This is a genomic window from Roseibium alexandrii DFL-11 (genome assembly GCF_000158095.2).
Lineage (GTDB): Bacteria > Pseudomonadota > Alphaproteobacteria > Rhizobiales > Stappiaceae > Roseibium > Roseibium alexandrii.
On the sequence record NZ_CM011002.1, the window covers coordinates 1,374,872 to 1,400,594 of the forward strand.

Consider the following 25,723-nt stretch of genomic DNA (forward strand, 5'->3'; position numbering starts at 1 on the left):
CTTCGGCCCATCAATACTGGTCTTGGCAGTGTTAGGCTTAAGCGCCTTCTTTAACCGGTTCGGTCTTGGAACGGACTTCCTGAACCATGGAGCGGACGACGCGGACCTTCACGCCTTCGGAGAGCTCCAACTGGATTTCCCCATCATCGACGACCTTGGAGACTTTGCCGATCAATCCGCCTGTAGTCACCACCGTGTCCCCCCGGCGCAGGTTGGAAACCAATTCCTGATGCTGCTTCATGCGCTGACGCTGCGGACGGATGATCAGGAAGTACATGATCGCAAAGATTGCCACGAACGGCAGCATGGACATAAGAAAATCAGGTCCGGCGGCTCCGGCACCTTGTGCGTAGGCTGGGGTGATCAACATTCAACTCTCCTAAGGGGCGTTTTTTCTTTGCCGCAGGCAGTCTTCCGGCCCTCGGCAAAACGCTCAATTCTGGTGGCGCGGACTATAACGTTGGCGCGCTTCTTTTCAAGCATAACCGGCAAATAGCTGCGTACCGGAATGGGAATAAGTGCCATTTGCGCTCCCGGTCCGTCATGATACTGCTCCGCCGCATGGTTTCCGGCCCCCACGTGGGCTTTTGTTGTAAGGGTTGCAAGACATCATGAGCGCGCCGAGTGACATTGCCGCATTGAATGAAAAGCTCGATTCCCTGATCGATTTGATTTCCCGGGCGGTCCCGGCCGCCCCAGTTCCGGCCGATTTTGAAGCAGCCGATGCCTTTGTTTGGTCGCCCAATCCCGGCGAACTGATGCCGGTTGCCAAGGTCAACCGGGTGGATATCGCATTGCTTTGCGCGGTTTCACATGTTCGCGATCTTCTGCTCGACAACACCCGCCGCTTTGCCAAAGGCCTGCCGGCAAACAATGCTTTGCTGTGGGGCGCACGCGGCATGGGAAAATCGTCTCTGGTAAAGGCTGCACAAGCTGCCGTGAACACGGAACTTGGTTCCAGCACACTCAAACTGATCGAAATTCACCGCGAAGACATCGAATCGCTGCCCAAGCTGATGACCCAGATCCGGCTGGCGTCATACCGGTTCATCGTTTTCTGCGATGACCTCAGCTTTGACCATGACGATACATCCTACAAATCGCTGAAAGCGGTCCTTGAAGGCGGTATTGAAGGACGGCCTGAGAACGTCCTCTTTTATGCGACCTCGAACCGTCGGCATCTCCTGCCGCGCGACATGATGGAAAACGAACGGTCAACCGCCATCAATCCGTCCGAGGCGGTTGAGGAAAAGGTATCGCTCTCCGACCGTTTCGGCCTGTGGCTTGGCTTCCACAAATGCAGCCAGGATGATTACCTGGACATGGTCCGCGGCTATGCAGCCTATTATGGCCTCAATGTCATTGAAGAGAACCTGCGCGCAGAAGCGTTGGAATGGTCCACAACCCGCGGCAGCCGCTCCGGCCGCGTAGCGTATCAGTTCATTCAGGATCTCGCCGGTCGTCTTGGAAAGTCATTGGATTGAGAACATCTGCTTGTCAAAAAAACCGACGCCTGTTCGAAAGCAAGCACCGGTGAGACTGCCAGGGAGGCGGCAAGGAGTTGGGGCGGCTAGCCGGACGCTCAGCTGTCAGTGGCTTAAGACATCCGCCTTGTCGAAATAATTGAACTCCTCAACGAGAACATCCTGCACGACCTTTTGGCCAATGCGCTTATTGGTCACCGTTTTCAGATGCTCTGTGAGACCGTCGAGGTCGTAGCGTTCCAGGTTCCGGAAATCGAGTGTCTCATCCGCGTACAGAGCCCGGAACGCCTCATCAACCAAAAACGGGTGCGGCGGCACAGGCAGCTTGCGCAAGGTGTCGCCGTCTGCGGTGAACACCAGTTTGGCAACCACATAGCCCTGCAAAGCGCCTTCAAAAAGGATCGGCACATTGACCGGTTTCAACGTCTCGTAGTCGAGGCCGACATAAGCGGTTTCTTCCTGATTGTTTGTCTGGTTTTGGGCCGAGATGAACTTGGCCGTTCCGTATCCCGAGATCAGCATCGCAATCGACATCCATACACCGGCCACGAGCATCTTGATCATCGCGCGGGCTCCGGAAACGGCGCGGCATAAGTCCCGTCGGATTCCTGGTCGAGCATGGTGCGCGACATCATTTTCACGACCTCGGAGACGGCATTCATGTGCAGTGTCAGTAGGTCAACGTTTTCCTGGAGCACGTCCTTGAAGTCCACCAGACGGTCCTTGACGTCTTCAGTGTAAGCGGACGGCGGAACAAGGGACCGCGCGCGGGTGAGATCCAGAAGCGCCTGGCTCTTGCGATACTCGAACGGTTTGAGATCGGTGGTCGGATTGGCGCGCAGCGCCCGGGTTTCCGCTTCCACGACCTCTATGGCGCGGTCAATCGCAATGACCAGAGGTCCGGATACAGCCGGGTTCACCACCGGGCTTTGCACGACAAGTTCCTGTCCGGCATCCATCAGACTTTAGCTCCTTGTTTCAATGTATCTGAGATCAGATCGGCGACACCAATGCCACCGCTTGCCGCCAGCTGCCCGGCGACCTGCTCAGCCAGCATCGACTTCCAGATCTCGCCGGTTGTTCCTTTGCCGAAAACCATCTCCGCATCCTTCGGCAACATGGTTTCGACGAATTGGGTGAGGATCATCGCCTCGAATTTTTCCGCCGGTGATTTTTGCGACGCACCGGCGTCGGCACTGCCGGAGCGGAACATGTCGAAGCTTGTCCCCGATGGGGCTCCAGAGCGTGCGCTATCAAAGGCGAGACTGAAGCCGGAGCCGTCGCCGGAAGCCGCGATGGACCTCAAACGGTTCGACGCCTCTCGAATTTCCGTCGGGTCTGCCGCCTTGGCGACGTCTAGGATCAGATCTGAAGGAGGCGAAATGGCCATCGCCGATCTCCCTGTTATGCGGCAACACCGCCATAAATCGTGTCATCAGGTTTAGTCGGCCGAGCTTGCGGCAGGCTTGCGCTCTGTACGGTTTTCTCCCAGTCAGCCATACCGCCGGTCCAGATACTCCTGCAGTTCCCGTTCGTCGTTCGCGCGCTGTTCTTCACCGCGCATGACGGCCAATCGTTCCGACATGGTTTTGAGCATGTGACGCTGGCGTTCGAATTCGGCGTTCACCTTTTCCCGGGCGGCAGTGATGCGGGCCATTTCCTCAATGATGCGGCGCAAGCGCTCTGCGGCATTGGCGATGAACCTGTCATGTTGCGCGAGATCACCGTTTGAGAGCGCCAGTAGAATCCGGCGTTCCTTTTCGTTCAGTTTGTGGGCTTGTGAATCAAGGTCCTGAAGGATCCAGGACGACAGTTTCAAGATCTGCTCTTGCATCTTGAACATGCGTTCGATTTCACGACTGTTTCGTGCCATGTGCGCTAACCCAATTGAAGCCAGGTGAAATACCCGTCGAGGAAGATCATGATTGCTTCGGCTGCGACGAGGTAAAGGAAGTAGAGGCCGCCCGCGATGACGAACGGCAGTGAGATGAAGTAGACCGGGATCTGGGGTGTCAGTTTGTTGATCAGCCCGACGGCGAGGTTCACGACGATCGTGTAGACGATAAACGGGCTGACCACCCGGAGCGCCAGCACAAAGGTCCGTGCCAACTGCTCGGCAAACTGTTCCAGGCTCGCCATCGCCGCCAAGGGACGCCCTGGCGGAATGACTTCGTAAGACTGCACCAGACCGCGCAAGATTTCCCAATGCTGATCGGCAATGAAAATCATGGCTGTTGCGGTCAGCGTGAAGAGGTTTGCGACCGGCGGAAGTGCATCGACACCATCGATCGGCATGCCAGGCATGTTAGACAGGCCGATCGCCATGGAAACCAACGTTGTCAGTGTTTCAAGGGCTGCTATGAAGATCCGCCCTAGAAAACCGATAAACAAGCCGGTCAGAAGCTCCGCCCCGATGAAGAAGGAGACAGTGCCAAGCGCTTCATCCGGTAACGCCTGCTGAATGTCCGGCACCAGCAGCGGCGACAGAGCCAGCGAGATACCAAACGCAACGAAGAGCCGAACCCGCATCGGGATCCGGTTGCTGCCGAAACCGGGAATAACCATCAGACAGGCCCCGATCCGGCAAAACAGGAGGAAAGTTGCCAGGACCAGCGATGAACCGTAAGTGCTGAACAGCAGACCTCCGGCGATCACGACACGGTCCCAAGCGCTTTAACATCAACACCGCGGGCAATTTCGAGATGCGAGAGCACGGGAAGCGTCGGGAACATGCGTTCCACGATCATGCGGACATATGGGCGGGCATCAGGCGCGGCCACAATGGCAAACCGCTGACCGCTCTTCATGTGTTTCTTGACGGCCTCGGACATTTGCGTGCCGAAGTCTTCCACCAGTTGAGGTTCGATATCGAACTCGACCACTTCACCCTTGGCATCGCGCTTGAGCGCGTTGTGGAAGGCAAGATCCCAACGATTACCGAGCCGCAACACTTGTAGTGGGCCGCCTTCAGCGAGATCGCCACAGATCTGCTGGGCAATCCGCATACGCACGTGCTCCACAACCTGTTCAGACCGTCTGACATGCGGCACGATTTCGGCAACCGCTTCCAGAATGAGGTTGAGGTTCCGGATGGAGATCCGTTCAGCCAAGAGCAGTTTCATGACCGCCTGCAAACCGGAGAAGGACGTGTGCGCCGGGCAGATGTCATCCAGCAGTTTCTGGTACTCAGGGTCCAGACGGTTGAACAGGTTGCGCATGTCCTTGTAGGACAAGAGTTGCGGCAGGTTGTTGCGGATAACTTCGCTAAGGTGTGTCAGGACCACCGTGTTGTTTTCAGCTGGCTCCAGGCCGTGCCGCCGGACTTCATCCCGATAGGCATTCGGCACCCAAAGGGCCGGCATGCCAAATGCGGGTTCGCGGGTCTCATCCGCAGGAACAGGCAACCGCTCATCTCCGTTCGGGATGACCAGCAACTCACCGACCTTAATCTGCTGGGAAGCGACAATCGTCCCGTGGATCTTGATCTGGTAGCTTTTCGGATCGATCGTCAGGCTGTCAGATACCCGGATTTCGGGGACGACGAAGCCATATTGTTCGGCAAACTTGCGGCGCATTTTGGCAACCCGGCGGGACAACTCGCCATGATTGACCACCAGCTCGGCAGAAAGCTGTTTGCCAAGCACCAGCTCGATCTCGGCGGTCTTGAGCGATTCCTTGACGGAGTCCTTGGCCTCTTCCTTCGCCTGACGGTCGGCATCCGCACGTTGTTTATCCTCGGTCGCTTGGCGCGCTGCCTGACGCCTCGGGATCGAGTAGCCGATAAAGCCAAGGATCGCGGCAAGCATGAAAAACGGCAGCATCGGGAGACCCGGCATCAAGGCGAATACACCCATCAAAACGGCTGCAACGAACAATGCCCGCGGGTAGCCGCTGAGCTGATCGAGGACCGCCTTTTCTGCCGAACCGCGTGTTCCGCCCTTGGACACCAGTAGACCGGCGGCCAGCGAGACAATCAAAGCCGGGATCTGGGAAACCAGACCGTCACCGACAGACAGCTTGGTAAAGACATCCGCTGCATCAGACACCGACATGTCATAGCGGGTTACACCTATAACGATGCCGCCTAGAATATTGACGGCAGTGATGATCAAGCCGGCAATGGCATCGCCGCGTACGAACTTCGACGCCCCGTCCATTGAACCGAAGAACGAGCTTTCGTCTTCCAGTTCCTTCCGGCGGTCCTGGGCTTGCTTGTCGTCGATAAGACCTGCCGACAAATCCGCGTCGATCGCCATCTGCTTGCCCGGGATCGCATCGAGGGTGAAACGAGCACCCACTTCCGCGATCCGTGTCGCGCCTTTGGTGATCACCATGAAGTTCACCGTGATCAGGATCGCAAAGACAATCAAACCGATCACAAAATCACCGCTCATGACAAACTGTGCAAAACCACTGATGACATAACCGGCAGCGTTAACCCCCTCATGCCCATTTGCCAGGATTACCCGGGTTGTCGCAATGTTCAGCGACAGGCGCAGCATCGTGGCGATCAGAAGTATCGTCGGGAAGGACGAAAAATCGAGGGGCTTCTGGATCCACAGGGCAACCATGAGGATCAAAACAGACAATGCGATCGACATGGCGAGCCCAACGTCGATCAAAAAGGTCGGGATCGGTAGAAACAGAACCGCGAGGATCACCACGATCCCAAACGCGAACCCAATATCGCGGCGGCTTTCCGGAGCCCCGTTGACGCTGGAAGTGATGGATGTGTCTGTCATGCCTGCTCTCTTGCGCGTGTCAGCTAAGGGCAAAATCGCTGCTCAAACTTGCGTGAGGCTTTTTTCAACCGGCGAGCAAGCCACTCGGCACCGGAAAAAGAAAAAGACGGTCGACCGGTCACAAGACCAGTCAACCGCCTTTTGTTTCGATGCGATGATGCCTGCTGACAGTTTCCGCAGTTGCTAGGGATCAGAAACCGTTTTCAATCCGGCTATAGATCACCGTGGTCAAGGCATACATCTGGCCGCCAATAAACGGCCCCGCAATCACTATCATTACCAAAATGGCCACGATCTTGGGAATGAAGGTCAGAGTGATTTCCTGAACTTGTGTAAGGGCTTGCAAGAGCGCAATTCCGATTCCAACGATCATAGCAGGAATAATCGCAGGTGCCGATCCGATGAGAATTGTCCAGATCGCCGTCCGGACCAAATCCAGGGCATCTACTTCATTCATGGCAACCTACAGCCTTTATGAGATGGAAACACCCGGTCCAAGCAGAACGCCTTTGCCGTTATCAAGGCCGAGAATGGTACCGTCAGAATAAATCTCGACTTTCTCAACCACACCGGTTGTGCCGTTGCTGTCCGTCACCGTTCGGCCGATCAGGTCATCAACCTGGCCGAAGGACATGTTGGTCAGCATTGTCTCCAGTTTGGAGTTGGTTTGGATCGCCTGCTCGACTTGGGAGAAGGTCGCCAATTGCGACAGCTGCTCTGACGCGTCCATCGGTTTGGTTGGATCCTGGTTCTTCATTTGCGTCATCATCAATTGAAGAAACGCATTGTAGTCTACGGTTAACTGCTCCTGAGCAGCTCTAGCGCCGCCGGCTTCATTCGCTGCGGCCGCGGATGCGACCGGGTTTACGCTTGTCATGGCAGGTGTCCTTATACCAGTTCAAGGTGGGGTTCAGAGTGCGCAGGTTGCCTGGCAGAAAACCCTGAGGCTTTCTCTTCTTCTTGCCTGGCACGATGATCTGCGGCCATCAGACGGGCCTCCAAGGGATACAATGCCCGCACTGTTTTCATGGCTTCGAACCAACGGTCCTTGCGGGCCAGTTGACCGACCTCCTCCAGTTTATCCAAAACCTCAGAGCTTGAAAAAGCGCCTGAGACTGAGGCCAGCACGACGTGAAACATGTCCTTGGCCGCAGGCGCTGCCGCGGGGTCCATAATCATTGTCTGCAGAATGAAGTAGAGTTGTTTGAGAGGTGTCGTGGCCTCTTCGGGCTGGAGCACATGGGACTCCAGCAAGAACACGGCATCGTTCATCAACTCGATCGATGTCTTGCGTTCAGCGCGGATCACCGCGCCATTGATAAAGAGGCGTTCCCCTGATTTGAGCGCAATCTTCATGAGCTTACCCCGCCAGACTGTCCCGGATAATGGAATTGATCTCGATGATGTCGGAGAAGTCTTCCCTCTCCCATTGCCGCAACGCTTCAGCCTCTTTCAGCACCCAGATACCGACCGAGATCAGATTGGCACGTGTTTCGTCTGGGAGCTGGTTTGCGTCGTCCGCAAGATTCTCCATAAAGAACCCCCAAACCCTGCGCGTGTAAAACAAGGCATCGACGGCTTCTGGTGACCGGACGCCTTTTTCATGTGCTGCGGTCAACTTCGCGATGATGATGCACATCGCCTTGTGTTCGTTCAGCCTGTCATCAATGCAAAGGTTATCCATCACCTCAGCGTAAGACAAATTGTACATGGCCCCTCTCTGGTGCTCAGTTGAAATAAGTGGCGCGCCACTTATCGGATCAGATGAAATTCAGCAGACTCAAGCCCTGCATCCGTGAAGTCACGGCATAGGTGGTTTCGAGCTGCGTCAGGGCCGTGGTGAGACGCACGGACGTTTCCTCTTTGTCGACAAGCTCTAGATCGTTGATCCGCGTATTCAGGATGTTTGTTTGGACATCCAGTCTTTCACCGGCGAGTTTGACCTGTTCTTGAACAGTGCCCATTTTGCCCATCACGCTCGTAAGATTGTTCATTGCGGACCCAAGGGTCTGGATCGCGGTGTCAACGACAACCTTGTAAGCCTCGTCACTCAGAGCCTCATTTCCAAGGTCTGACATCATGGTGTAGGCCTTGGCAAGTTCGCGGAATGCTGTTTCATTTGCGCTTGCAGAGGTGGCAACTGTTTCACTTGCTGAAATGCGGCTGGACAGCGGTGTATCCGATGCTGTTGACCAGCTGGCTTCCCAGTTTGGGCTCTGGAACATCGCGTCGAAGTTGCCGGACAGATATGTAGTCATCGCAGCAGCCGTAATCCCGGGAACTCCGGGATTGGATTGATCAAACCCAAACTCCGCAAGATATGCGGCATCTGCCGCCACTTTGTTCGGCGACGTCGGATCAGAATAGTCCGCAAACGGAATGTTGGCGGAGTTGATCCCGCCGAAAATGAAATAGCCATTTTGCTGGCTGTTCAGGCGGGAGACCAGCAGCCCCATATTGCCCTCAGCGTCGGCCTTCACAATGTCGGCGGTCGTTGGATCTTCCTTCAATGCGACCAGCGTCGCCATAAAGGCCTGGGCATCGGTCAACATGTCGTCCATCGCAGCCTGGCTTACCGCCAAGCGTGACTCTGCCAACGCATTGGTATCCTTGATCCCGTTCAGAAAATTGAATTCCGAACGCACAGAAACGCTCTCACCGGTCCGCGCGCCGAGATCCAGTCCGATGTCGAATTTTCGTCCAGAAGACAGTTCGACACCCAATTTATTGACCAAAGTCGATTGGCTGAGGATGTTCCGCCGTGACGAATCCGCCAGCATGAATGTGGAGATAAATGTCGTTTTCATGTCGGTTACCTCGTGGCCATCATCAGTTCTTCGAGCATGGTGTCGACGGCAGTGATCAGACGGGACGCGGCCGCATAGGCCCGCTCTACTTCGAGAAGCAACGTCAGTTCCTCGTCGATATTCACACCAGTTGTGTTGCTTAGGTTTTCAGCGGTTCGGCCAACAATAACGGATTGTATTTCGACGTTTTTCGTCAACGTTTTACGGCCATTTTCCAACCAGCTAACGGACGAACCAGCAAATGAGTTGAGACTGGCGTCTGGATCCAGTTCGACGCTGCCGGCGAATGTCCGGCTGGTATCAAAAGCTCCAACCAGTTCTTGAAGACGGGCGGAGAAACCGGCGTCACCGGCCGGATTGTAAGCGACCGAGAAACCATCACGGATACGATCAAGGCTGCCGCCTTGGTCAGGGTCTGCGTTCGGATTGACAATGATGTCAGCGGCCAGACCGACTGAATGTGTCGCACCGGGAGGAATGGCTGGCGCTCCTGACCAAGTGAACAAACCTGCGTCGCCGTTGGACTCCCCGAATGCTTCGATCACGCCCCGGGCAATCTCATCCAGCTGGCTCTGATACGTAACCGCGGTATCGTCACGCAGTTCGGCCAACCCATGCAGGCGGCCGGATGAAATCGGCATGATTGCTCCCGGACCAGTCACGGGAACGCCATCTACGATTACTGCACTTCCGACAGTCCCGGGCGAATAAGTGGTTGTGGGAGCAAAGGAGACTTCGCGCGCTGAAGTCTCAAAAAGGGTCACACCACTGTCCGTATAGACAACGATATCTCCGTTGGCCCGGTCCATGGTCTTGATGCCGATCTCTTCCGACAAGGCGAGCAGTACCTGATCCCGGTCATCCAATGCATCAGTTACATCCGCTCCGTTCTGCGTGCCTTTGACGATCGTTGAGTTGAGATTTTCCAGCTCGCCAAGAAGCGAGCTGATCTCGCGGACCGAAGTCGCCATGTCGCTATCGGCATTTGCGCGCACTTCCTGAACGAGATCCGAACTAGACCGAAGGCTAGCAGCCATGTTCTTTGCCGACTGCAGCGTGTCTTGTGCCATCACCGAATTGTTGGGGTCCGACGCATAGTTCTGGAGCGTTTTCTGAAGTTCTCCCAATAGGGCCGCTGGCGATGTTTCGAGCTCGGTATCCCCGATTGTCTCCGCCATACGGGTAATGCCATCCAACTTTGCCTGCTGGGATGTCCCGACGGACGTGGAGGTCAACAGTGACGCGTAAAGGGCGCTATCGGCCATGCGGGCAACGCCGTTGACACGGAGGCCGCCTGCTTGACCGGACGAAGTGTACATCGTGCTCAATTGCACGGATTTTTTCGAGAATCCCGGCTCCTGAGCGCCCGTAATGTTACGGGCGATCACCGAGGATTCTGTCTGACGGGCAGCCAGCGCTGACTGGGCCACCTGCAGGGCGACGGACAAACTCATGACTTAATACTTTCAAGTTTCAATGCTGAACGGCATCAGCGGACCAGATTCACCAGTTCTTGCATCAGGTCGGAGCCGGCCTTGAAGACCTGGGAATTGGCCGTGTAGGTGCGCTGGGATTCGATCATCGATGTGAGTTCATTGGCGAGATCAACATTTGAGCCCTCAAGCGCGCCAACAGCCAACTCGCCAAGACCACCGTCACCCGGGAACCCCACCCGGACATCACCAGAATCAATCGACGGGCGGTAAATGTTTCCGGACACCGGATCGAGCTTGTCCGGGCTCGGCACATCGGCGAGTGGGATCTTGTAGATCGGCCGACGGTCACCGTTTGTGTAGATCGAGTACAAGGTCCCGTCTTCACCGAATTCGACCTTCTCAACGGAGCTCGGTGCGTTCCCGTCAGCATCCACATTGGTCACCGTGAACCCTGCATCGGTGTAGGTGGAGTTTTCTAGGTCAATGTCATAGGTGCCGCCATTCGGCACCGTAATGTTGACTGCAGTCACTGCACCGGTCCGTTGTCCGGTCGTTGTATCAAACTGAATGGTGCTGGTCCCGATGTTGGCGGCACCATATGGAAAACCGCCCGTGGCCGGATCCCGGTCAGCCGCATTGTAAACGGTCACTTCCCAGTCGGTTGTCGGCGGCGTGTCGGTTGTCTTGGTGTAATAAACATCCAATGTCACTTCATTGCCGAGGTTGTCGTACACGACCATAGATGTCTTATGGGAGTACTCAGCGGTTGCAGCGTTCGCGGACGGCAAGTTGGCAGCCGCGACAATTGCGGAATCTTCGTCAACGTTGGCATGCAACGTGGCTGTGCTTGTCGGTGTAGCTTCGAGCTGATTTTGTGTGATGTTAACCGGCTCCAGCCCGCCGAGACCATTTGCGACCACGGACGGTGCATTGCCGTTGGTAATCGGATAGCCTTGCAGATACATGCCAGCTGTATTGACGAGATACCCTTGGCCGTCCGGAACGAAGGACCCTGCACGCGTCAGGGCTTGAGATGCGCCTGCTCCGGTGCTGTCTGACACAATGAAAAAACCATTTCCGTCAACTGCCAGATCAAGCTTCGAGGTCGTGAAGCTCATGGATCCCTGATCGGAGATGGCATATTTGGTATGCGCCTGAACGCCACCGGAATTGTACGATCCACCGCCCTGGGCGAGAACCTGGGACGCGAATTCGGTTTCCGCCCGCTTGTATCCGGTGGTGCTTGAATTCGCGATGTTGTCGGCGACCGCGCCGAGCTTGCTCGATTGCGCGTTCATGCCGGACACACCGGTGCGCATAATCCCAGAAAGACCCATGGAATGTCTCCAGTTTCCAATTCAACTGGTGACAGTCAAACCGATCCAGCTTGCGCGAAGCTGTAGCCCAAGATCAGTTTTATCAATTATTACAGATACTTATTTATCTTAAACTTTAAATATTGGGATCACAATCCGGACTAACCGGCGCTCGCGCCGACGGTTTTGCGTTCAAGCGCCGCAGAATGCTTTGGAATTTCTGGTCCAGTTGCCGAAACCCGATGCAACCATGTTGCGGATCACCGTGCAGACATAGCGTTTTTGTGCGGGATCGTTGTTAGGACCGGCATGATAGCGGGCAACCGCCATTGTCCATGAGCCCTGGCGGCCACGCAGTTCTTTCAAAAAACGGGCAGCATATTGCACGTTCGCCCGCGGATCGAGCATATGATCAACAGACCGGAACTGATCCGAATGGTAATGATGATTGATCTGCATGCAGCCGATATCGATCAGCTTCTTGCCGTTCTTGCGCGCAGCCTCAATATCCCGGCGCGCAGCTGTCCGGCTCGGCGGAAACACTGATTTGCCCTCGATATTCAAGGCATGCGGATAAAGGGAGTTGCGCCGGCCGGTCTCGGTCAGACCCACCGCGTAAAGGATCCCGAGCGGGACCTGATATTTGCGTGATGCTGCCACCATTTCGCGTTCGCAGACGTTTTGAATTTCCGCAAACGCCGGGATTGGGGGGAGTATTACTGCACTACATATAGATGCCGTCAGAAAGGCGGTTGCCAGGGCCGTCTTCATCACTTTGCTCCCGTGCCGGTTCAAAACCGGGGAAGGCGCCGTTTTCATCATTACCACCAGCCTGTTCGCCGCGGCCGCCGGTGCCATTCCCAGGTGCGTTCTGGTTCTGCTGATCTCCAAACGCGCCACCGTTTGTGCCTTGCTGACCTTGCGTGGAGCTGGAGTTGGAGATGTTGGTGGGGGCGGTGTGACGATCATCGGCGGCGTGGATCGTGATCGCGTCGGCTTTGAACCCTGTGGTCCGCAGCATCTGATCCAGAAGTTGCCTATCTTGTTTCAAGAGCTCGGCTGTCTGTGCCTTGCTGGTTGCCAGTGTCACTTCAACATTCTCGCCAACCATACGAAGAGAGACTTTGACTGTGCCAAGCTCATGCGGGGTCAGTTGGATTTCCAATGTTTTCAGTACCGGCCCTTCTGCTTTGTGGGTCAGCCCACCTTGGGTACGTCCGGTATCGACCGGCATGTCCTTGAGGGCTGTTGCGATCTGCTCACCCACCTGTTGTGCGGGTGAAAGCCGCATGTTTGGCGCAAAATGCGTTTCCTGGCGCAGGACCTTGACCGTTCCTGCGGCTTCTTCCGGGAAGGCATTGCGGGCTGCGGCCGAACCTGTTGCCCCCTCGCCAACACGTTCGGGTTCGATACCGAACTGTGCGAAAAGAGATGATGTCCCGGTCTTTGCAGCTTCGCCAGCAGCAATCTGCGCGCTGTTCGCTGCATTTTGAGCCAGCAAAGTCTGCTGACCAGCCGTATTCTGCGATGCCGTTCCTGGAGAATTGCCCTGGGCTGCTTGCGGCACTCCCTGCCCGGTATGCGCGGCAAGGACGGTTCCAAGAGGCAATGCGGCAGCGGCCGGCATGAAATGTTGAGCAGACTTGGTTGCGGCGTCGTCTTGCCCTTGAACGCCATCTTTTCCGGAAGCCTGTGTGCCCAGGACTGTCTGAGACGCCTTGCGTATGGCATCCGTCAAATTGGTCACGCTGAAGGATGACGGTTCCGGCTTACCAGCGGCTTCTGATTTGACAGCGTTTGCAGTTTCTTCGCTTGTCGCTGTGTCTGCCTGCTCCACTCCCTGAGTGGTCGCCGATTGCCGGTCGCCATCCTTTGCATTGCCATCAACTGCTGTCAAATCCGACATCATGGCCCGAAACTGATCCGCGACATCTTTTCCGGTGTTCTTGCTGCCCTCTCCCTGGTTCCCGTCTCCGCCAACCGGAGCCTTGGAGGGTGTGCGGATCATTGCGTGGGTTGTTACAGTCATTTTTTTACGTCTCCCGCGTGCGCCAGCATTGTTTCGGTGCGGCGCAACAACAATTCCGCAAGTTCCATGTCGGCCGTGAGCCATTCGCGTTCCGCCGGCGTTTCCAGTGTTCCTCCGGAATTGAAGGCACCGATGAAGTTGTCGGGAGGATCCGGGAAATGGCGGATCGAATTGAGAACGGTGTTCACCGCATACAAAAAATCCAGATCTTCAGGCGTTAGCGCTGCCTTGTTCACAGACCACAACAGATCCCGGTTGGGCTTGACCGCCTCGCGGTTCAACCGGGTTGCAACCTGATAGATTTTTAACAGTTCGTATTCCGCCGTTCCAGCAACGGCCAGCATTTGCGCCTGATCGGTCGCCTTCGAAGCGATCTGAAGGTTTCCACCCAACAAGGCCGAGCGCGCAAGCCGCATGTACAGTCCGCGGCGGCTGTCGTCCTCAAACTCTTCAAGCACACCGTAGAGTAGATCGAACTTGTCCTGGTCTTCCACGAACCCAAGCGTGTCGAGGGCAATGGCGAACCGGCGCCGGAAATCACCTGAATAGACCGAGGCCCGATACCGGCGCAGATAGCGGATCGAAAGCGTCCGGAAGCGTTCAATGTCCCCGACCAGACCGGCGACCAAGACTTCCCGTCTGAGGGCAGCTTCCTCCACAAGCGTTCCGGGCATCAACAGGCTCGCGATCTGCAGAAGCTCCATCGCTCTGACCGGATCTGTCTGGATGTAAGGAACCGCCTTCACCAACGCTATGTGCCCACCAAGGCTCGGCGGAAGGGTCAACGGATCGACATCTGCAAGGCGGGTGAGCATGTCTTCTTCGCGGCCTTCAACATAGGCCAAAGACGCTTCCATCAAGTTCAGGTCGATGACCGGCGCCGGGGTCAACGTCAGCAAATGACGGACAACCTCCGGATTACCGCCGCTCAGCAGATGAATGACCGATGCCCGGGCATTGCGCGGATCCTGCCACGCTTCTAGCGGCAGTTGCAAAAAAATCTCATCCATTTTTGCGAGCAAGGCCCGCTGCATGGCCGCAGCTGAATCGTTACCCGAGGCAACCTGCTCCTGTGCGCTTTGAAGCGCGCGCACCATCTCAAATGGCTCTTTGGTAGCTTGGTTCGCCATAGCCTGGTCTGCGAAGAACACCACAGCTCCAAGGATCGCGGCAGCCGCACTTGCAATACGCGTCAAGCGCCTTACCTGACTTGGCCAGATACATCCGTTCATTCTGCGGCCTCCTCCAGCAAGTAGATTTCCACCCGCCGATTGCTCGCCGCAAACGGATCTTCCGCATTTTTCAAATGCCGATCGGCCGCGCCTTCAATGCGCACAAACCGGTCCGCTCCAACCCCGCCGCGCGACAGCATATACAGCGCCATATGGGCCCGCGCCGAAGACAGCCGCCAATTGTCATAGGTCTTGCTTTTGAACGGGCGGGCATCTGTATGGCCGGTTATGACAATCTGTGCCCCGGTCTTGGAAATCACCTTGCCGAGGCGTTCAAGCAAGCTCACCAGCTCCGGACGCGGCTCAGCCGACCCGATTGCAAACATGCCGAAGTTCTGATCGTCCGTCAGACTGATAAGCGCGCCATCGTCTTGCCGGACGACTGTGATCTGCGCCGCGGTGTTTTCAAGCAATGTACCTTCCGCAGCATCAAGGACCGTCGTGAGTTCGGCTACCAAAAGAGCTCCGGGCACAGTCTCGGCTTCAGTTGCTCCACCTTCGGCCTCGGCCGCAAGGCTGGTTTCCTGATCTCTGCGGCTGACATGAGCAACGATCTGGTTTTTTGAGGTTCCGGTGAATTCGGAAGGACCATCGCCAGATGTGGTTCCGGTTTCGCTAGTGGGTCCAGTTCCGCTTTTAGTTTGGGCCAGTTCTGTGGAGCCATCGGTTTCAAAGGGGGCGTTCCAGGACTTGTCACCGTCTGCTTGGTCGGCGCTTTGCCCTGCTCCGTTTCCGGAGCCCGGCCGCGTAGGCAACCCGGCTGTCTCGGCAGCTGCGCCGTCGACACCGCGGCCCGGCCGGAATTGCCAGAACTGCGGGTCGAACGGATCCCGGTAGGCCTCACCGCCGAGGGCGCCTTGTTCCTTCTCCAGGCCTGAACCAATGCCCTCCGGATTGGATTCCATAGTCCGGGCGACATTGATTTTCTGGGCGAGCGTATCGAGCACCGCGTATGGATCAGTGAACAGAATGGACTCTGGATGAGATTGGGTGAATTCTCCGGAGGCCGCCTGAGCGCCCGCCGCTGCTTTCATCTCTGCAGCACCCGATGCATTCACCCCTTCCGTTTCCACGTCCGCTTCACCGGACCGTTCCAGAGTACTTTCCTGCTCATCCGTTCCACCGAGCTTCCCGGTGAACAGTTTGGTGCCATTTTCGTTCGTGTCGCCATTGACGATCGGGTCATTGAGGCCTTTCCGGTTGGGAGCTGTCGAGGCCAGTTTGACCGGATTGAAATATTGGGCGACGCCGCGTCGGACGCTTTCGTCGGTCACGTTGATCAGCCACATGACGAGGAAAAACGCCATCAATGCCGTCATGAAGTCCGCATATGCAATTTTCCAGACACCATGGGGCTTTTCGTCATCGTCCCAGTTGTGCCGGCGCCGGACAATCACAATTTCGTTAGGCATATTGTCCATTAGACCGTCTCCTCAAGCTGCAGCGCGTCGAGCTGCCCCAACCAGGCTCCCAGCCGGGTTTCAATAACGGTCTCATCGAAAAATGCTTCCAACTCGACCTGGTCGGCGTGCTGAACCTGAATATGGTCTTTCAAGTCGGGCAACTGCTGGAGCACCTGAGCGACGAGCGTTTCCGGTCCACGCATCCGGATAGATGTTCCACCAGGTACCTCTGCAAGTTGTGTCAGCTGTTTGGCGAAGGCCTTGACCAGCTGGTCGATTGTGCTTTGCTTCAAGAACGGCATCAGCAGCTTGGAAACCGAGTACGAAAGACGTTTTTCCGTGATCTCGAGAAAGCCGTCGATCGCGGCGGCCACATTTGCTGATTCCCGCATCTCAAAGCGGATCCGCTCTTCCTCCAGATCGCTCGCATGTCTTTCGCGCTCTTGTTGTAGGAGGGCCTCGTAGTGATGACGGGTACGCTCGTCTCCCTCACTCAATCCACGCTCATACTCTGCACGCCGAAGTTCCTCGTCGCTCAGAACAGGCTCAGCTCGGTGATCCGGCATGATCACGTCAACCATCAGGGCGTCTTCAGGATCAAAAGACTTGAAAGTCGGGGCTGAAAAAACCGGAATATGGGCGGCTGGACATGCGGTCATCAGGTGCGCTCCGTGTCGTAGAGCCACTGGCGCAGGATCGCGGCAGACTGCTCTTCGTTGAACTCCAGAAGGGATTCCAGCTTCTTCAGGGCGGACTTGTTCCGCTTGCTGTTGAGGTCATGAAGCAGATCGGAATGATCCGGCGGCATGAGGAACCCGGTTTCGCCATCCATGGCATCTGCGGCATCTTCTAAGCCTTCCGGCAAGAGACCGATTTCTGCCATTTCGGCCTGCTCGCTGCTCACTTGCGGCACGAGGGCAGCAACAGCCGGACGCAACCCGAACCAGATCACCAGCATGGACACCGTCAGGATCGCCAGTGCGTTGATGATGTTGCCGGATTGACGGAGCAGATATTCGGTGACACCGATCGGCGGGATCGGCTCCAGATCCCGGCCGCCATCGACGAAGTCAACGACGGAGATTTTGACAAGATCGCCCCGTTCTTCGGTAACGCCAGCAGAAGATGCCACCAGCGCTTCGATCTCACGGACCTGTTCTTCGATCTGGGATTGTGTCGGTGATCCGCCAAGAGAAGCCGCGAGGCGCGTACGGTCAACAAGGACGGCAATGGACAAGCGGTCAACGCGGTATCCGTCCTGGGATGTTTCGATCCGTTTGGACGAGATTTCGTAGTTGACGGTCTCTTCGCGCCGTTCTGTTTCCTCCAGAGACCGTTCTCCGCCATCTGCTTCGACATTTTCATCTGGCAGGTTTTGTTCCGCAGTCACTGGCGTTGCCGCGCTGGAATTTTCCGCATTTTCATTTTCACGAATTGTGCGCACGGACCGTTCGATCCGCGAATCCGGGTCAAAGATGGTTTCGGCAATCATCTTCCGGTCTGTATTGAGCTTTGCCGCGACGCTGACCTGAAAGTTGTCGAGACCAAGATAGGGTGTCAGTGTCTTGCGGACGTTTTCCTGGATCCGGTTGCTTACAGCGGTTTCAAGGGTTGCCATTTGGCCCGCAGACGCTTTGGTCGGGTCCTTTCCGGCCGCAAGTATGCCGCCGGTCGTATCCAGCACCGTGACCTTTGCGGCTTCCATACCCGGAACGCCAGCCGCGACAAGGTGCCGGATGGCATCGGCGGTGCGCACATCATCGGGGATATCGGACCGGATAACGACAGACGCCGATGGCGGCTGTTGGTCGCGGCGGAAGGAGCCTTTTTCGGGCAAGACGATATGGACACGCGCGGCGCGAATGCCCTTCATCAGCTGGATCGTGCGGGCGAGTTCACCCTCCAGCGCGCGGACCCGGGTTACTTCCTGCATGAAGGATGTCAGGCCCAGGGATCCAAGATCATCAAACAGCTCGTAGCCGGAGTTCGCGCCGCGAGGCAGCCCCTTTTCGGCAAGCAGCATCCTGGCCTTGGCCGTTTGGCCATGACTGACCATGACAGCATCACCTTCAGAGGAGACGTCGAACGGGATACCTGCATCGCGCAAGGCGGACCCGATGCGCGACACATCTTCGCCGGTTAGGCCTGTATAAAGCGGCGTCGTTTCCGGCCGGCTCAAATAAAATGCGCCAGCGCCAACGGTGGCAATAGTTGCAAGGCCAATCAGGGCAAGCGCAATCAATCGGCGCATGCCCAATTCCATCAAATTGGCCCAAAGTTTTTCGGCGTGTTCACGGCCCGGCATGCATAACCCCTTCATGCACGTTCGTCTCAAGTTCCCTGCACTATCGCGGCCGGAGCTTGTGCGAGCCTGTCATGTTTTGGCGAAGGGGCTGATTCCAAAACAAAAAAAGACCGCGCCCCAAAGGGCGCGGCCTCTCTACCGGAAATCGGTGACGATTAACGGAACAGGGACAGAATGTTCTGTGCGCCCTGGTTAGCAATGGACAGAGCCTGAATGCCGAGCTGCTGCTGGGTCTGCAGAGCCTGAAGGCGGGTGGATTCCGCATTCATGTCTGCGTCAACCAGCTGACCGATACCACGAGTGTAAGAGTCAGACAGGGCCTTCACGAAGTCCATCTGGGAGTCGACACGTTTCTTTGAAGAACCGATTGTCGTTGCCGCATCAGTCAGTGCTGCAATCTTCTGGTCAACAACTGCGACAAGACCGTCAACGACATATTTGTCGTTTGCACTCTCATCGAGGTTGGAGATGTCGATTGTCAGGATGCTGGCGGTACCACCTGTCAGGCGAGAAATATCGACCGGCGGCGTACCACCATCTGCTGTGGCGGCGGCATCAGCGGCCACTTGAAGGTCAGCAACCATGTCGCTGTCGAGCAAGCCGGTATCGGCTGCGCTATCGATCAGGAACACATTTGCCAGATCAACAGTGATCTGCTCAATACGAGTCGAACCATCCGAATTACGGGTAAACGATCCAACCACATCCGGCTGCATGTCCTGGGTCGCAGGATCACGGACCAACCAGTTGTCGCCAGAAGACGTAACCGCGGAGTTCGCATACGTCTCAAGCTGCTTCTGCAGGTTAGAGATGTCTTCCTGAATTTTCTCACGGCCAGAGTCAGTTTGACCCTTGGCAGCAACCAGCTTTTCCTTGATTTCGTTCAGGGTATCAACTGTGGAGTTGATAGCGGTGAAGGTAACGTCAAGGGTGGCAGCACCGAGGCCGAGAGAGTCCTGGACCGCAGACAAGGCACCAACGTCAGAACGCATGGTCGTTGCGATGGACCAGTATGCAGCGTTGTCAGCCGCATCGTTCACGCGCAGACCGGTAGAGATACGGTTCTGCGTTGTCGCCATGTTTTTGTTGGTCATGCTCAGCGTTTGCAGAGCAGTCATTGCGGAGCTGTTAGTAAGCAAGCTAGACATGATATGTCCCTTTCAAATCATAAGTTTTGAGGATGGGACATTCCGGAGTTACACCGGGACGGCGGGGCAGCATCATGCTTTTGAGCGTTGGTAGGATTTGCTCAACCCGTCGTGTGATTTGCAAGCTAGAGCACAAACCTTGTGCGAAGCTTACGTCGATCATTTCAAGTTGATTCTATTCCGCATTTCAAACCGGCAAATGACACGATGCGGATTTTTCCATGAGTTTCTGTAGTCGATAAACCTGCTTCCATCCTGTGGACCAACGATTTACCGGCAGTGTCGATTGAACGGCCAAGGATAATTCCTTATGCGGTTTAGTCCCTCGTCAAAACGACAAAGGCGGAGCCGATGGCCCCGCCCGTTTAAACTGCTGACTGTTAATCCCGCTTAGAAAAACGAACGCACAAGACTGCCAACCAGCAGGTTCCATCCGTCGATCAGAATAAAGAACAAGGCCTTGAACGGCAGGGAAATCACAGTCGGTGGGAGCATCATCATACCCATCGACATGGTTATGGTAGCCACGATCATGTCGATCACGAGAAACGGCAACGCGATCAAAAATCCGATCTCAAACCCTCGCCGCAATTCTGAGATCATGAAGGCCGGAATGAGCACTCGCAGCTCCACTTCCTCGGCCGAGTCTGCCGATCCGTCCGTCACCCGGCCGGCCGCCAGATCGTCGAACAGCACCAGATCCTTTTCACGCACCTGGCTCAGCATGAATTCACGGAACGGTTCGGTGATCTTCACATAGGCCTCTTCCTCGGTGATCTCATTGTTCATCAATGGCCGGACACCGTCTTCCCATGCCCTGTCGAATGTCGGCGCCATGACGTAAAACGTCATGAAAAGTGCAAGCGAAATAAGGATAAGATTGCCGGGTGTGGTCTGCAGGCCAATGCCGGACCGGAGAAACGAAAAGGCAATCACGAACCGGATGAAACTGGTGACCATGATCAAGATGCCCGGCGCCAAAGACAGCACCGTGAGCAAAATGATCATCTGAATGACGCGGCCAGACGCACTGCCCTCGCCTTCCGGCAACAAAGCAGACAAATCCGGCACCTGCGCCGCGGCGGCTCCGGTCAGAGCAAGCAAAGCGGCAACGGTTAAAAACAGCCTCATCATTGGATAACCACAGACTCCAGGATAACTTCGCGGACCATGCCTTTGCTGCGCACCTTGGCGCGCTCGTTCAGGTCTTCCCTCAGGTGCTGCAAGCCAACCCCGCCTTCCAGATGCGCCAGGGTCAACGTACGCAAGAAACTCAGAAAATCGTCCTCGATCCGTTTGCGCAGAACAGACACATCCGTGTCTGGCTCATCTTCCAACAAAAGCGTTGCCTGAACCCGGATCCAGGTGCTGGGCGGTGTTGCAAGGTTGGTGACCAAGGGCTCAAGCCGCTGCAAGCGGGTCGAAGGTGAAAACGGTAAGGTCTGACTGAAGGTCTGCGCATCCCGGATCCGGCCATGAACCGCAGTCTCGGTCATGTCGGATACGATTTTGGCAAGTCCGGCACCGGCCCCAGCGCCAATCAAACTGATCAGGATAAGCGCAGCCAAGAAGTTTGACTTCGCATCCCCTGTTTCCGGCCCTTCATAGGGCACAAGACTGTTAGACATTAAGAACCTTTCCCAGCCTAGAACGGTGTGACGATGTCATAGATCTGCTGGCCCCAGCCCGGCTGCTGGACCTCGGAGATCCGGCCGCGGCCACCGTAGGAAATTCGGGCTTCCGCGATCTTGTCGTACGGGATGGTGTTGTTGCTCTCGATGTCTCGCGGTCTGACGATCCCACCGACATTCAGGATTCGCATCTCGTAGTTCACGCGAACTTCCTGTGAGCCGGAGATCACCATGTTCCCGTTGGGAAGACGGTCGATCACGATGGCCGCAACAGAGAGTTCAATTTCCTCTGAGCGATCTATGGACCCGGACCCAGCAGACGAGGACCCGGAGTTACCATTCAGTTCCGCCTCACCGCCAGATGTGCTGTTGTTGCTGCCAGCTGAATAGGAACCGCCAATGCCGATGTCGGCGGACCGGCCGCGCTCAGACGTGTTGTCGAGTTCAGCGCGGTCGTCGATCTGGATCACAACCGTCAGGACGTCTCCGATTTTCTTGGCCCTCGGATCAGCAAAGAAATTCTCGCGATCATTGCGCCACAGCGAGTTGTAGTCCTTGATCCCGCCCTTGCTGAACGTGCCAAGCGGGTAAACCGTTGCGGGCCGGTTGGCCAACCCATAGCCGACCGGGGTCATTTCCGGAGCCCGGCCGATATCTTCCAGTTGCCCGGCACAGCCGGAGAGCAATACGGCCCCTAAAGAAACAAGCATAAGGCGCATCAAAATCTCCGTTGTATTTCGGGGTCGGTGAAGCCCATCATGGTCTGCGTCAGCTGCGCTGCTCTTGCGGGCTCCATTTCATCCAGGATCGCGCTGGCAACACGTGCTTTCAGCTTCAAAAGAACGCCGACCGCAGCTTCTTCTTCGGTGGTGGAAAGCTGTTCTGCCGCAGCGGTCGGACGCATCCGGCCTATGATGCTGACGACCTGGTCCTCGACCTGCTCGAGAAGCTGTTCCCTGCGCTCCACCCAGGCCTCGAACTCGCGTTCCTTGCGTTGCAACTCGGCAATCCGTGCCTGGAGGCGCCCTTCCAGGGCAATCATCTTCCAAGTCTGCCATTGGATTCGGGCGTCGCTCGCCTCTTCAGCGATGTTCTTGCAGTAAAGCTGGCTGTCGCGATACGGAATGGCTGGCTGAGCCGGGGCGACTGTGGCTTCCCGCGGCTTTTCCGGCGGCATTTGTGCCTGCGCCGCGCTCCCCGCGCAGATCAGTTGAACAGCCAGGCATGTCAGAACACCGGCTTTTCGGCATTCAGCCACGAATTTAGACATGAACACATTGTCCTTTGCGAGTGACCCGTTTGACTGGACAATCGCCGATCGAGCTTGCGCGAGGCTGTTGGTGTCTTGAATGCAAAAAAGCGCCGCGAAACCGCGGCGCCTTTGTTCGTTGATGCGTACCTACAGAGCTAGCTGGTTTATTGAACGACCAATTCCGCCTGAAGAGCCCCGGCTGTCTTGATCGCCTGCAGGATTGCGATGATCCCGGTCGGGCGAAGGCCAATCCGGTTGAGGCCCCGCACCAATGTCGGAAGGTCCGTTCCACCGACAACCGCAAGACGCCCGCCGGTTTCCTGCGCATCCACATAAGTCCTCGGGACTACAACAGTTTCGCCCTGAGAGAACGGTGCTGGCTGGGAAACTTCAGGCGCTTCCGAAATCCGGACTGTCAGGTTGCCGTGGGTGATTGCAACGGTTGAAATCTGAACGTCCTTGCCAATCACGACCGTTCCCGTGCGCTCATCAATCACGACCTTGGCGCTCTGGTCTGGCCGGACGCGGATGGATTCTATTTCCGCGATAAAACGGGTCAAGCTCACCTTCGGCGGTGGCGTCAGATCAACGGACCGGTAATCGCGCTCCTTTGCCACCCGCACCCCATAGCGCTCCCGGGTGTACCGGTTGATTGCGTCGGTGATCCGGACAGCCGTTTTGAAATCCGGATTGGACAGTTCCAGCACAAGATCGGGAATTTGCGAAAACTTCGCCGGCAGGTTCCGCTCGATAAGCCCGCCATTCGGGATACGGCCGACGGTTGGAATTCCCTGGGTCAAGCTTTCCGCAGCACCAAGTTCTGCGAAGCCCGACACTGCAACCGGTCCTTGAGCTACAGCGTAAATCTGACCATCCGCACCAAGCAACGGTGTGGCAACGAGTGTGCCGCCTGCCAATGACGTGGCATCGCCCAACGACGAGACGCTGATATCGATGGACGATCCCTTGCCGATGAAAGACGGCATCTCGGCAGTCACGACCACTGCAGCGACATTTCTCGTTCGCAGCCGCGTATCGCGAACATTAACACCAAGACTGTCGAGCATGGATTGAAGTGACTGCTCGGTGAAGGGAGAGTTGCGCAACGTATCGCCAGACCCCTTCAGACCAATAACCAGGCCGTAACCGACCAACTGGTTGTCACGCACACCTTGCAACGTGGCGATATCCTTGATCCGCACCATCGCGGTCGCCGGTACAGCGGTCAAAACCGCCAACAGGCAAATGAACATACGGAACATAAATCAATTCTCCACGCGGATCGTGCCGTCCTGCTGAACTCTTCCGGACACGACCAAACCGCTGTCGACGTTTCGAACACGCACGAAACTGCCCGCGCCGCCGTTCTGCAGAGCCTCGACCTGCATGACGATGACCAGTCCTTGTTCCTGAAACACAAGCCGGGCCGGTTCGCCCCGCTTGACCAGCAACGGTTGTTCGACCGAATTGATCGGAATTGGTTGTCCGGGCAAAAGCGTTCGGCGGGTCACCTGTCCGACCAGCTGGCTCCGATGTGATGCAACCGCGAACTGTGTTGCTGTGCGGCTGGGGAACTTGCGCTCCACCAAGTCCCGGTGGCCGATTTCACTACCAGCCGGGATCGTCTGGCGGGCGACCGGCAATTCAATGCTCGCCGCGAATGCCGAAGGAGCTGCGGTTAGCATAGCCAAACAGAAGGCGACGAGTTTCAGGGCTTTGGTCATTTCGTGAACCGCCTTTTTCTAGCGGATGCCATTGGTCACGGTATTGGCCATTTCATCCGCCGCTTTCATGACCTTCGAATTCATTTCATACCCGCGCTGGGCGGAAATGAGTGCCGTGATTTCCTTCACAGGATCGACATTGGAAGATTCCAGATACCCTTGCCGCACCACGCCAAAACCAGGATCACCCGGCACTCCGGCTACCGGAGCCCCTGAGGCCGGCGTCTCCCGGAAGAGGTTTCCACCAACGGGTTCGAGACCAACATCATTTGCAAAGTTGGCAAGAGACAGCTGGCCGATTTCACGTGGCTGGATCTCGCCATCGATCTTGGAGTACACCTGCCCGGTTTCGTTGATCACCACTTCGATGGTTTCTTCAGGAACGATAATTGCCGGTTCAACTGTGTAGCCATCGATGGTCACCAGGCGGCCATCCGCGTTTTTGTTGAAAGATCCGGCCCGGGTGTAAAGACTTTCATCGTCCGGGCCGGTAATTTCAAACCAGCCTCGGCCGTCCAGCGCGATATCGAACTGGTTGCCCGTGTTGGTCAGCGGTCCCTGCATATGCAGTTTCCGGATACCGGCGGTCTTTACACCAAGACCCAGCTGCGCTCCTTCAGGAACCGGATCTTCGCCACCGCGGTTGGGCACGCCTTGAAGACGCTCTGCTTGATAAAGAAGGTCTGAGAATTCCGCCTGCGCCCGTTTGAACGACGTCGTGTTCATATTGGCGATGTTGTTGGCAACAACCTCAACATTGAGCTGCTGGGCGCTCATGCCGGTTGCAGCGATGGCAAGGGCTTTCATTTCTACGTCTCCTGAATTCGCCAAATCTGGTTGGCGATTAAATCGTGCTCGATAGAAGCGTGTTCGCTTAGATCGTCATCCGGCTGATTTCCTGATAGGCGGTCACTACCTTGTCGCGAATGGCAATGGCGGTTTGCAGAGTGGATTCTGCCTGCATGACAGCCTCAACAACCTGCTGAACGGAGGCTTGCCCATCGACGCCGGCGATTGCGGCTGCTTCACCGTTTTTCACTTTGTCGATGGCTGACTGCGAGACCTCGGCCATGGCGTCCGAAAAAGACGGACCGGAGACGGCTTCAGTACCACCAAGCTCGGGCGTAGAGTTCATGTACCGGGTGGTCGAGGAGGATTTAAGAATACCGTCGCTCGATGCCGCAGATGTCAGCGCGGAGATTTCGTTGATCATG

Annotated in this window: 30 protein-coding genes; 1 reads left to right on the top strand and 29 read right to left on the bottom strand. The window is 56.4% G+C overall.

Annotated elements, in window-relative coordinates; genetic code table 11:
* Window positions 1-37: 37 nt before the first annotated feature.
* Window positions 38-370 (bottom strand): preprotein translocase subunit YajC, encoded by a 333-nt coding sequence (gene yajC / locus SADFL11_RS06435; RefSeq protein ID WP_008194273.1) that lies wholly within the window; start codon window positions 368-370, stop codon window positions 38-40.
* Window positions 371-611: 241 nt separating this feature from the next.
* Here yajC and SADFL11_RS06440 point away from each other — a divergent pair, with 241 nt between their 5' ends.
* A complete protein-coding gene (locus tag SADFL11_RS06440) occupies window positions 612-1,484 on the top strand; it encodes an ATP-binding protein (protein ID WP_040451998.1) in 873 nt (290 codons plus the stop codon).
* A 105-nt stretch (window positions 1,485-1,589) separates the two neighbouring features.
* Here SADFL11_RS06440 and SADFL11_RS06445 read toward each other — a convergent pair whose 3' ends face one another.
* The 28 genes from SADFL11_RS06445 to SADFL11_RS06580 all read right to left on the bottom strand — a co-directional run bounded on the left by SADFL11_RS06445 (window position 1,590) and on the right by SADFL11_RS06580 (window position 25,722).
* Window positions 1,590-2,048, bottom strand: coding sequence for a hypothetical protein (locus SADFL11_RS06445; protein WP_008193564.1), 459 nt, complete (start codon window positions 2,046-2,048; stop codon window positions 1,590-1,592).
* Window positions 2,045-2,443 (bottom strand): hypothetical protein, encoded by a 399-nt coding sequence (locus SADFL11_RS06450; protein ID WP_209002749.1) that lies wholly within the window; start codon window positions 2,441-2,443, stop codon window positions 2,045-2,047. The genes SADFL11_RS06445 and SADFL11_RS06450 overlap by 4 nt, the downstream gene beginning before the upstream one ends.
* The gene (locus SADFL11_RS06455; RefSeq protein WP_008197026.1) at window positions 2,443-2,874 is read right to left on the bottom strand and encodes a rod-binding protein; all 432 of its coding nucleotides are present in this window, start codon (window positions 2,872-2,874) and stop codon (window positions 2,443-2,445) included. Before SADFL11_RS06455 ends, SADFL11_RS06450 begins: the two co-directional genes overlap by 1 nt.
* 102 nt (window positions 2,875-2,976) lie before the next feature.
* A complete protein-coding gene (locus SADFL11_RS06460; protein ID WP_008196338.1) occupies window positions 2,977-3,357 on the bottom strand; it encodes a hypothetical protein in 381 nt (126 codons plus the stop codon).
* A 5-nt stretch (window positions 3,358-3,362) separates the two neighbouring features.
* On the bottom strand, window positions 3,363-4,139 hold the full coding sequence (gene fliR, locus SADFL11_RS06465) for a flagellar biosynthesis protein FliR (protein ID WP_008194671.1): 777 nt from the start codon (window positions 4,137-4,139) through the stop codon (window positions 3,363-3,365).
* Window positions 4,136-6,226, bottom strand: coding sequence for a flagellar biosynthesis protein FlhA (flhA, locus tag SADFL11_RS06470; protein ID WP_008192641.1), 2,091 nt, complete (start codon window positions 6,224-6,226; stop codon window positions 4,136-4,138). The genes fliR and flhA overlap by 4 nt, the downstream gene beginning before the upstream one ends.
* A 190-nt stretch (window positions 6,227-6,416) precedes the next feature.
* Window positions 6,417-6,683 (bottom strand): flagellar biosynthesis protein FliQ, encoded by a 267-nt coding sequence (fliQ, locus tag SADFL11_RS06475; RefSeq protein ID WP_008188784.1) that lies wholly within the window; start codon window positions 6,681-6,683, stop codon window positions 6,417-6,419.
* Between the two features lie 15 nt (window positions 6,684-6,698).
* Window positions 6,699-7,103, bottom strand: a complete 405-nt coding sequence (gene flgD, locus SADFL11_RS06480; protein WP_008195381.1) for a flagellar hook assembly protein FlgD — start codon at window positions 7,101-7,103, stop codon at window positions 6,699-6,701.
* Window positions 7,104-7,114: 11 nt separating this feature from the next.
* Complete coding sequence (gene flbT / locus SADFL11_RS06485) at window positions 7,115-7,582, bottom strand: flagellar biosynthesis repressor FlbT (protein WP_008191739.1); 468 nt, start codon at window positions 7,580-7,582, stop codon at window positions 7,115-7,117.
* Window positions 7,583-7,586: 4 nt separating this feature from the next.
* Complete coding sequence (gene flaF / locus SADFL11_RS06490; RefSeq protein WP_008197124.1) at window positions 7,587-7,937, bottom strand: flagellar biosynthesis regulator FlaF; 351 nt, start codon at window positions 7,935-7,937, stop codon at window positions 7,587-7,589.
* Window positions 7,938-7,986: 49 nt separating this feature from the next.
* On the bottom strand, window positions 7,987-9,033 hold the full coding sequence (locus SADFL11_RS06495; RefSeq protein ID WP_040451996.1) for a flagellar hook-associated family protein: 1,047 nt from the start codon (window positions 9,031-9,033) through the stop codon (window positions 7,987-7,989).
* A 5-nt stretch (window positions 9,034-9,038) separates the two neighbouring features.
* Window positions 9,039-10,487, bottom strand: coding sequence for a flagellar hook-associated protein FlgK (flgK, locus tag SADFL11_RS06500; protein WP_008197027.1), 1,449 nt, complete (start codon window positions 10,485-10,487; stop codon window positions 9,039-9,041).
* 35 nt (window positions 10,488-10,522) lie between these two features.
* A complete protein-coding gene (locus SADFL11_RS06505) occupies window positions 10,523-11,806 on the bottom strand; it encodes a flagellar hook protein FlgE (protein ID WP_040451993.1) in 1,284 nt (427 codons plus the stop codon).
* 171 nt (window positions 11,807-11,977) lie between these two features.
* Window positions 11,978-12,544: a transglycosylase SLT domain-containing protein gene (locus SADFL11_RS06510; RefSeq protein ID WP_081450646.1), complete on the bottom strand. Its 567-nt coding sequence runs from the start codon at window positions 12,542-12,544 to the stop codon at window positions 11,978-11,980.
* Window positions 12,510-13,814 (bottom strand): flagellar hook-length control protein FliK, encoded by a 1,305-nt coding sequence (gene fliK / locus SADFL11_RS06515; protein ID WP_167578961.1) that lies wholly within the window; start codon window positions 13,812-13,814, stop codon window positions 12,510-12,512. The genes SADFL11_RS06510 and fliK overlap by 35 nt, the downstream gene beginning before the upstream one ends.
* Complete coding sequence (locus tag SADFL11_RS06520; protein WP_081450599.1) at window positions 13,811-15,046, bottom strand: chemotaxis protein; 1,236 nt, start codon at window positions 15,044-15,046, stop codon at window positions 13,811-13,813. The genes fliK and SADFL11_RS06520 overlap by 4 nt, the downstream gene beginning before the upstream one ends.
* Window positions 15,043-16,467 (bottom strand): MotB family protein, encoded by a 1,425-nt coding sequence (locus tag SADFL11_RS06525; RefSeq protein WP_134852928.1) that lies wholly within the window; start codon window positions 16,465-16,467, stop codon window positions 15,043-15,045. The genes SADFL11_RS06520 and SADFL11_RS06525 overlap by 4 nt, the downstream gene beginning before the upstream one ends.
* Complete coding sequence (locus SADFL11_RS06530) at window positions 16,467-17,108, bottom strand: hypothetical protein (RefSeq protein ID WP_008192605.1); 642 nt, start codon at window positions 17,106-17,108, stop codon at window positions 16,467-16,469. The genes SADFL11_RS06525 and SADFL11_RS06530 overlap by 1 nt, the downstream gene beginning before the upstream one ends.
* A complete protein-coding gene (gene fliF, locus SADFL11_RS06535) occupies window positions 17,108-18,754 on the bottom strand; it encodes a flagellar basal-body MS-ring/collar protein FliF (RefSeq protein ID WP_008196907.1) in 1,647 nt (548 codons plus the stop codon). The genes SADFL11_RS06530 and fliF overlap by 1 nt, the downstream gene beginning before the upstream one ends.
* Before the next feature lie 155 nt (window positions 18,755-18,909).
* A complete protein-coding gene (locus SADFL11_RS06540) occupies window positions 18,910-19,902 on the bottom strand; it encodes a flagellin N-terminal helical domain-containing protein (protein WP_040451991.1) in 993 nt (330 codons plus the stop codon).
* 390 nt (window positions 19,903-20,292) lie between these two features.
* On the bottom strand, window positions 20,293-21,033 hold the full coding sequence (fliP, locus tag SADFL11_RS06545) for a flagellar type III secretion system pore protein FliP (RefSeq protein WP_008193182.1): 741 nt from the start codon (window positions 21,031-21,033) through the stop codon (window positions 20,293-20,295).
* Complete coding sequence (locus SADFL11_RS06550) at window positions 21,033-21,530, bottom strand: flagellar basal body-associated FliL family protein (protein WP_040451989.1); 498 nt, start codon at window positions 21,528-21,530, stop codon at window positions 21,033-21,035. Before SADFL11_RS06550 ends, fliP begins: the two co-directional genes overlap by 1 nt.
* A gap of 17 nt (window positions 21,531-21,547) precedes the next feature.
* Window positions 21,548-22,243, bottom strand: a complete 696-nt coding sequence (gene flgH, locus SADFL11_RS06555; protein ID WP_008192303.1) for a flagellar basal body L-ring protein FlgH — start codon at window positions 22,241-22,243, stop codon at window positions 21,548-21,550.
* 8 nt (window positions 22,244-22,251) lie between these two features.
* Window positions 22,252-22,803: a MotE family protein gene (locus SADFL11_RS06560; protein WP_209002751.1), complete on the bottom strand. Its 552-nt coding sequence runs from the start codon at window positions 22,801-22,803 to the stop codon at window positions 22,252-22,254.
* Window positions 22,804-22,949: 146 nt separating this feature from the next.
* Window positions 22,950-24,038 carry a flagellar basal body P-ring protein FlgI gene (gene flgI / locus SADFL11_RS06565; RefSeq protein WP_008192019.1) on the bottom strand — a complete coding sequence of 363 codons (1,089 nt, stop codon included), beginning with the start codon at window positions 24,036-24,038 and terminating at the stop codon, window positions 22,950-22,952.
* Window positions 24,039-24,050: 12 nt separating this feature from the next.
* The gene (gene flgA / locus SADFL11_RS06570; protein ID WP_008189923.1) at window positions 24,051-24,509 is read right to left on the bottom strand and encodes a flagellar basal body P-ring formation chaperone FlgA; all 459 of its coding nucleotides are present in this window, start codon (window positions 24,507-24,509) and stop codon (window positions 24,051-24,053) included.
* Between the two features lie 18 nt (window positions 24,510-24,527).
* Window positions 24,528-25,316, bottom strand: a complete 789-nt coding sequence (flgG, locus tag SADFL11_RS06575) for a flagellar basal-body rod protein FlgG (RefSeq protein ID WP_008197053.1) — start codon at window positions 25,314-25,316, stop codon at window positions 24,528-24,530.
* Between the two features lie 67 nt (window positions 25,317-25,383).
* Window positions 25,384-25,722 (bottom strand): flagellar hook-basal body complex protein FliE, encoded by a 339-nt coding sequence (locus tag SADFL11_RS06580; RefSeq protein WP_008190823.1) that lies wholly within the window; start codon window positions 25,720-25,722, stop codon window positions 25,384-25,386.
* Between the last annotated feature and the right edge of the window lies 1 nt (window position 25,723).

Excerpts from the sequence above, each read along its gene's own strand:
- fliQ (WP_008188784.1), bottom strand. The coding sequence starts at position 6,683 with ATGAATGAAGTAGATGCCCTGGATTTGGTCCGGACGGCGATCTGGACA.
- SADFL11_RS06560 (WP_209002751.1), bottom strand. The coding sequence starts at position 22,803 with ATGTCTAAATTCGTGGCTGAATGCCGAAAAGCCGGTGTTCTGACATGC.
- SADFL11_RS06450 (WP_209002749.1), bottom strand. The coding sequence starts at position 2,443 with ATGGATGCCGGACAGGAACTTGTCGTGCAAAGCCCGGTGGTGAACCCG.
- SADFL11_RS06495 (WP_040451996.1), bottom strand. The coding sequence starts at position 9,033 with ATGAAAACGACATTTATCTCCACATTCATGCTGGCGGATTCGTCACGG.
- flgA (WP_008189923.1), bottom strand. The coding sequence starts at position 24,509 with ATGACCAAAGCCCTGAAACTCGTCGCCTTCTGTTTGGCTATGCTAACC.
- flgD (WP_008195381.1), bottom strand. The coding sequence starts at position 7,103 with ATGACAAGCGTAAACCCGGTCGCATCCGCGGCCGCAGCGAATGAAGCC.
- SADFL11_RS06505 (WP_040451993.1), bottom strand. The coding sequence starts at position 11,806 with ATGGGTCTTTCTGGGATTATGCGCACCGGTGTGTCCGGCATGAACGCG.
- SADFL11_RS06460 (WP_008196338.1), bottom strand. The coding sequence starts at position 3,357 with ATGGCACGAAACAGTCGTGAAATCGAACGCATGTTCAAGATGCAAGAG.
- SADFL11_RS06455 (WP_008197026.1), bottom strand. The coding sequence starts at position 2,874 with ATGGCCATTTCGCCTCCTTCAGATCTGATCCTAGACGTCGCCAAGGCG.
- flgK (WP_008197027.1), bottom strand. The coding sequence starts at position 10,487 with ATGAGTTTGTCCGTCGCCCTGCAGGTGGCCCAGTCAGCGCTGGCTGCC.
- flbT (WP_008191739.1), bottom strand. The coding sequence starts at position 7,582 with ATGAAGATTGCGCTCAAATCAGGGGAACGCCTCTTTATCAATGGCGCG.
- SADFL11_RS06550 (WP_040451989.1), bottom strand. The coding sequence starts at position 21,530 with ATGTCTAACAGTCTTGTGCCCTATGAAGGGCCGGAAACAGGGGATGCG.
- flgH (WP_008192303.1), bottom strand. The coding sequence starts at position 22,243 with ATGCTTGTTTCTTTAGGGGCCGTATTGCTCTCCGGCTGTGCCGGGCAA.
- SADFL11_RS06540 (WP_040451991.1), bottom strand. The coding sequence starts at position 19,902 with ATGTCTAGCTTGCTTACTAACAGCTCCGCAATGACTGCTCTGCAAACG.
- SADFL11_RS06440 (WP_040451998.1), top strand. The coding sequence starts at position 612 with ATGAGCGCGCCGAGTGACATTGCCGCATTGAATGAAAAGCTCGATTCC.
- fliP (WP_008193182.1), bottom strand. The coding sequence starts at position 21,033 with ATGAGGCTGTTTTTAACCGTTGCCGCTTTGCTTGCTCTGACCGGAGCC.
- flgG (WP_008197053.1), bottom strand. The coding sequence starts at position 25,316 with ATGAAAGCCCTTGCCATCGCTGCAACCGGCATGAGCGCCCAGCAGCTC.
- fliF (WP_008196907.1), bottom strand. The coding sequence starts at position 18,754 with ATGCCGGGCCGTGAACACGCCGAAAAACTTTGGGCCAATTTGATGGAA.
- flhA (WP_008192641.1), bottom strand. The coding sequence starts at position 6,226 with ATGACAGACACATCCATCACTTCCAGCGTCAACGGGGCTCCGGAAAGC.
- fliK (WP_167578961.1), bottom strand. The coding sequence starts at position 13,814 with ATGACTGTAACAACCCACGCAATGATCCGCACACCCTCCAAGGCTCCG.
- SADFL11_RS06525 (WP_134852928.1), bottom strand. The coding sequence starts at position 16,467 with ATGGACAATATGCCTAACGAAATTGTGATTGTCCGGCGCCGGCACAAC.
- SADFL11_RS06520 (WP_081450599.1), bottom strand. The coding sequence starts at position 15,046 with ATGAACGGATGTATCTGGCCAAGTCAGGTAAGGCGCTTGACGCGTATT.
- flaF (WP_008197124.1), bottom strand. The coding sequence starts at position 7,937 with ATGTACAATTTGTCTTACGCTGAGGTGATGGATAACCTTTGCATTGAT.
- yajC (WP_008194273.1), bottom strand. The coding sequence starts at position 370 with ATGTTGATCACCCCAGCCTACGCACAAGGTGCCGGAGCCGCCGGACCT.
- SADFL11_RS06445 (WP_008193564.1), bottom strand. The coding sequence starts at position 2,048 with ATGATCAAGATGCTCGTGGCCGGTGTATGGATGTCGATTGCGATGCTG.
- flgI (WP_008192019.1), bottom strand. The coding sequence starts at position 24,038 with ATGTTCATTTGCCTGTTGGCGGTTTTGACCGCTGTACCGGCGACCGCG.
- SADFL11_RS06530 (WP_008192605.1), bottom strand. The coding sequence starts at position 17,108 with ATGACCGCATGTCCAGCCGCCCATATTCCGGTTTTTTCAGCCCCGACT.
- SADFL11_RS06580 (WP_008190823.1), bottom strand. The coding sequence starts at position 25,722 with ATGATCAACGAAATCTCCGCGCTGACATCTGCGGCATCGAGCGACGGT.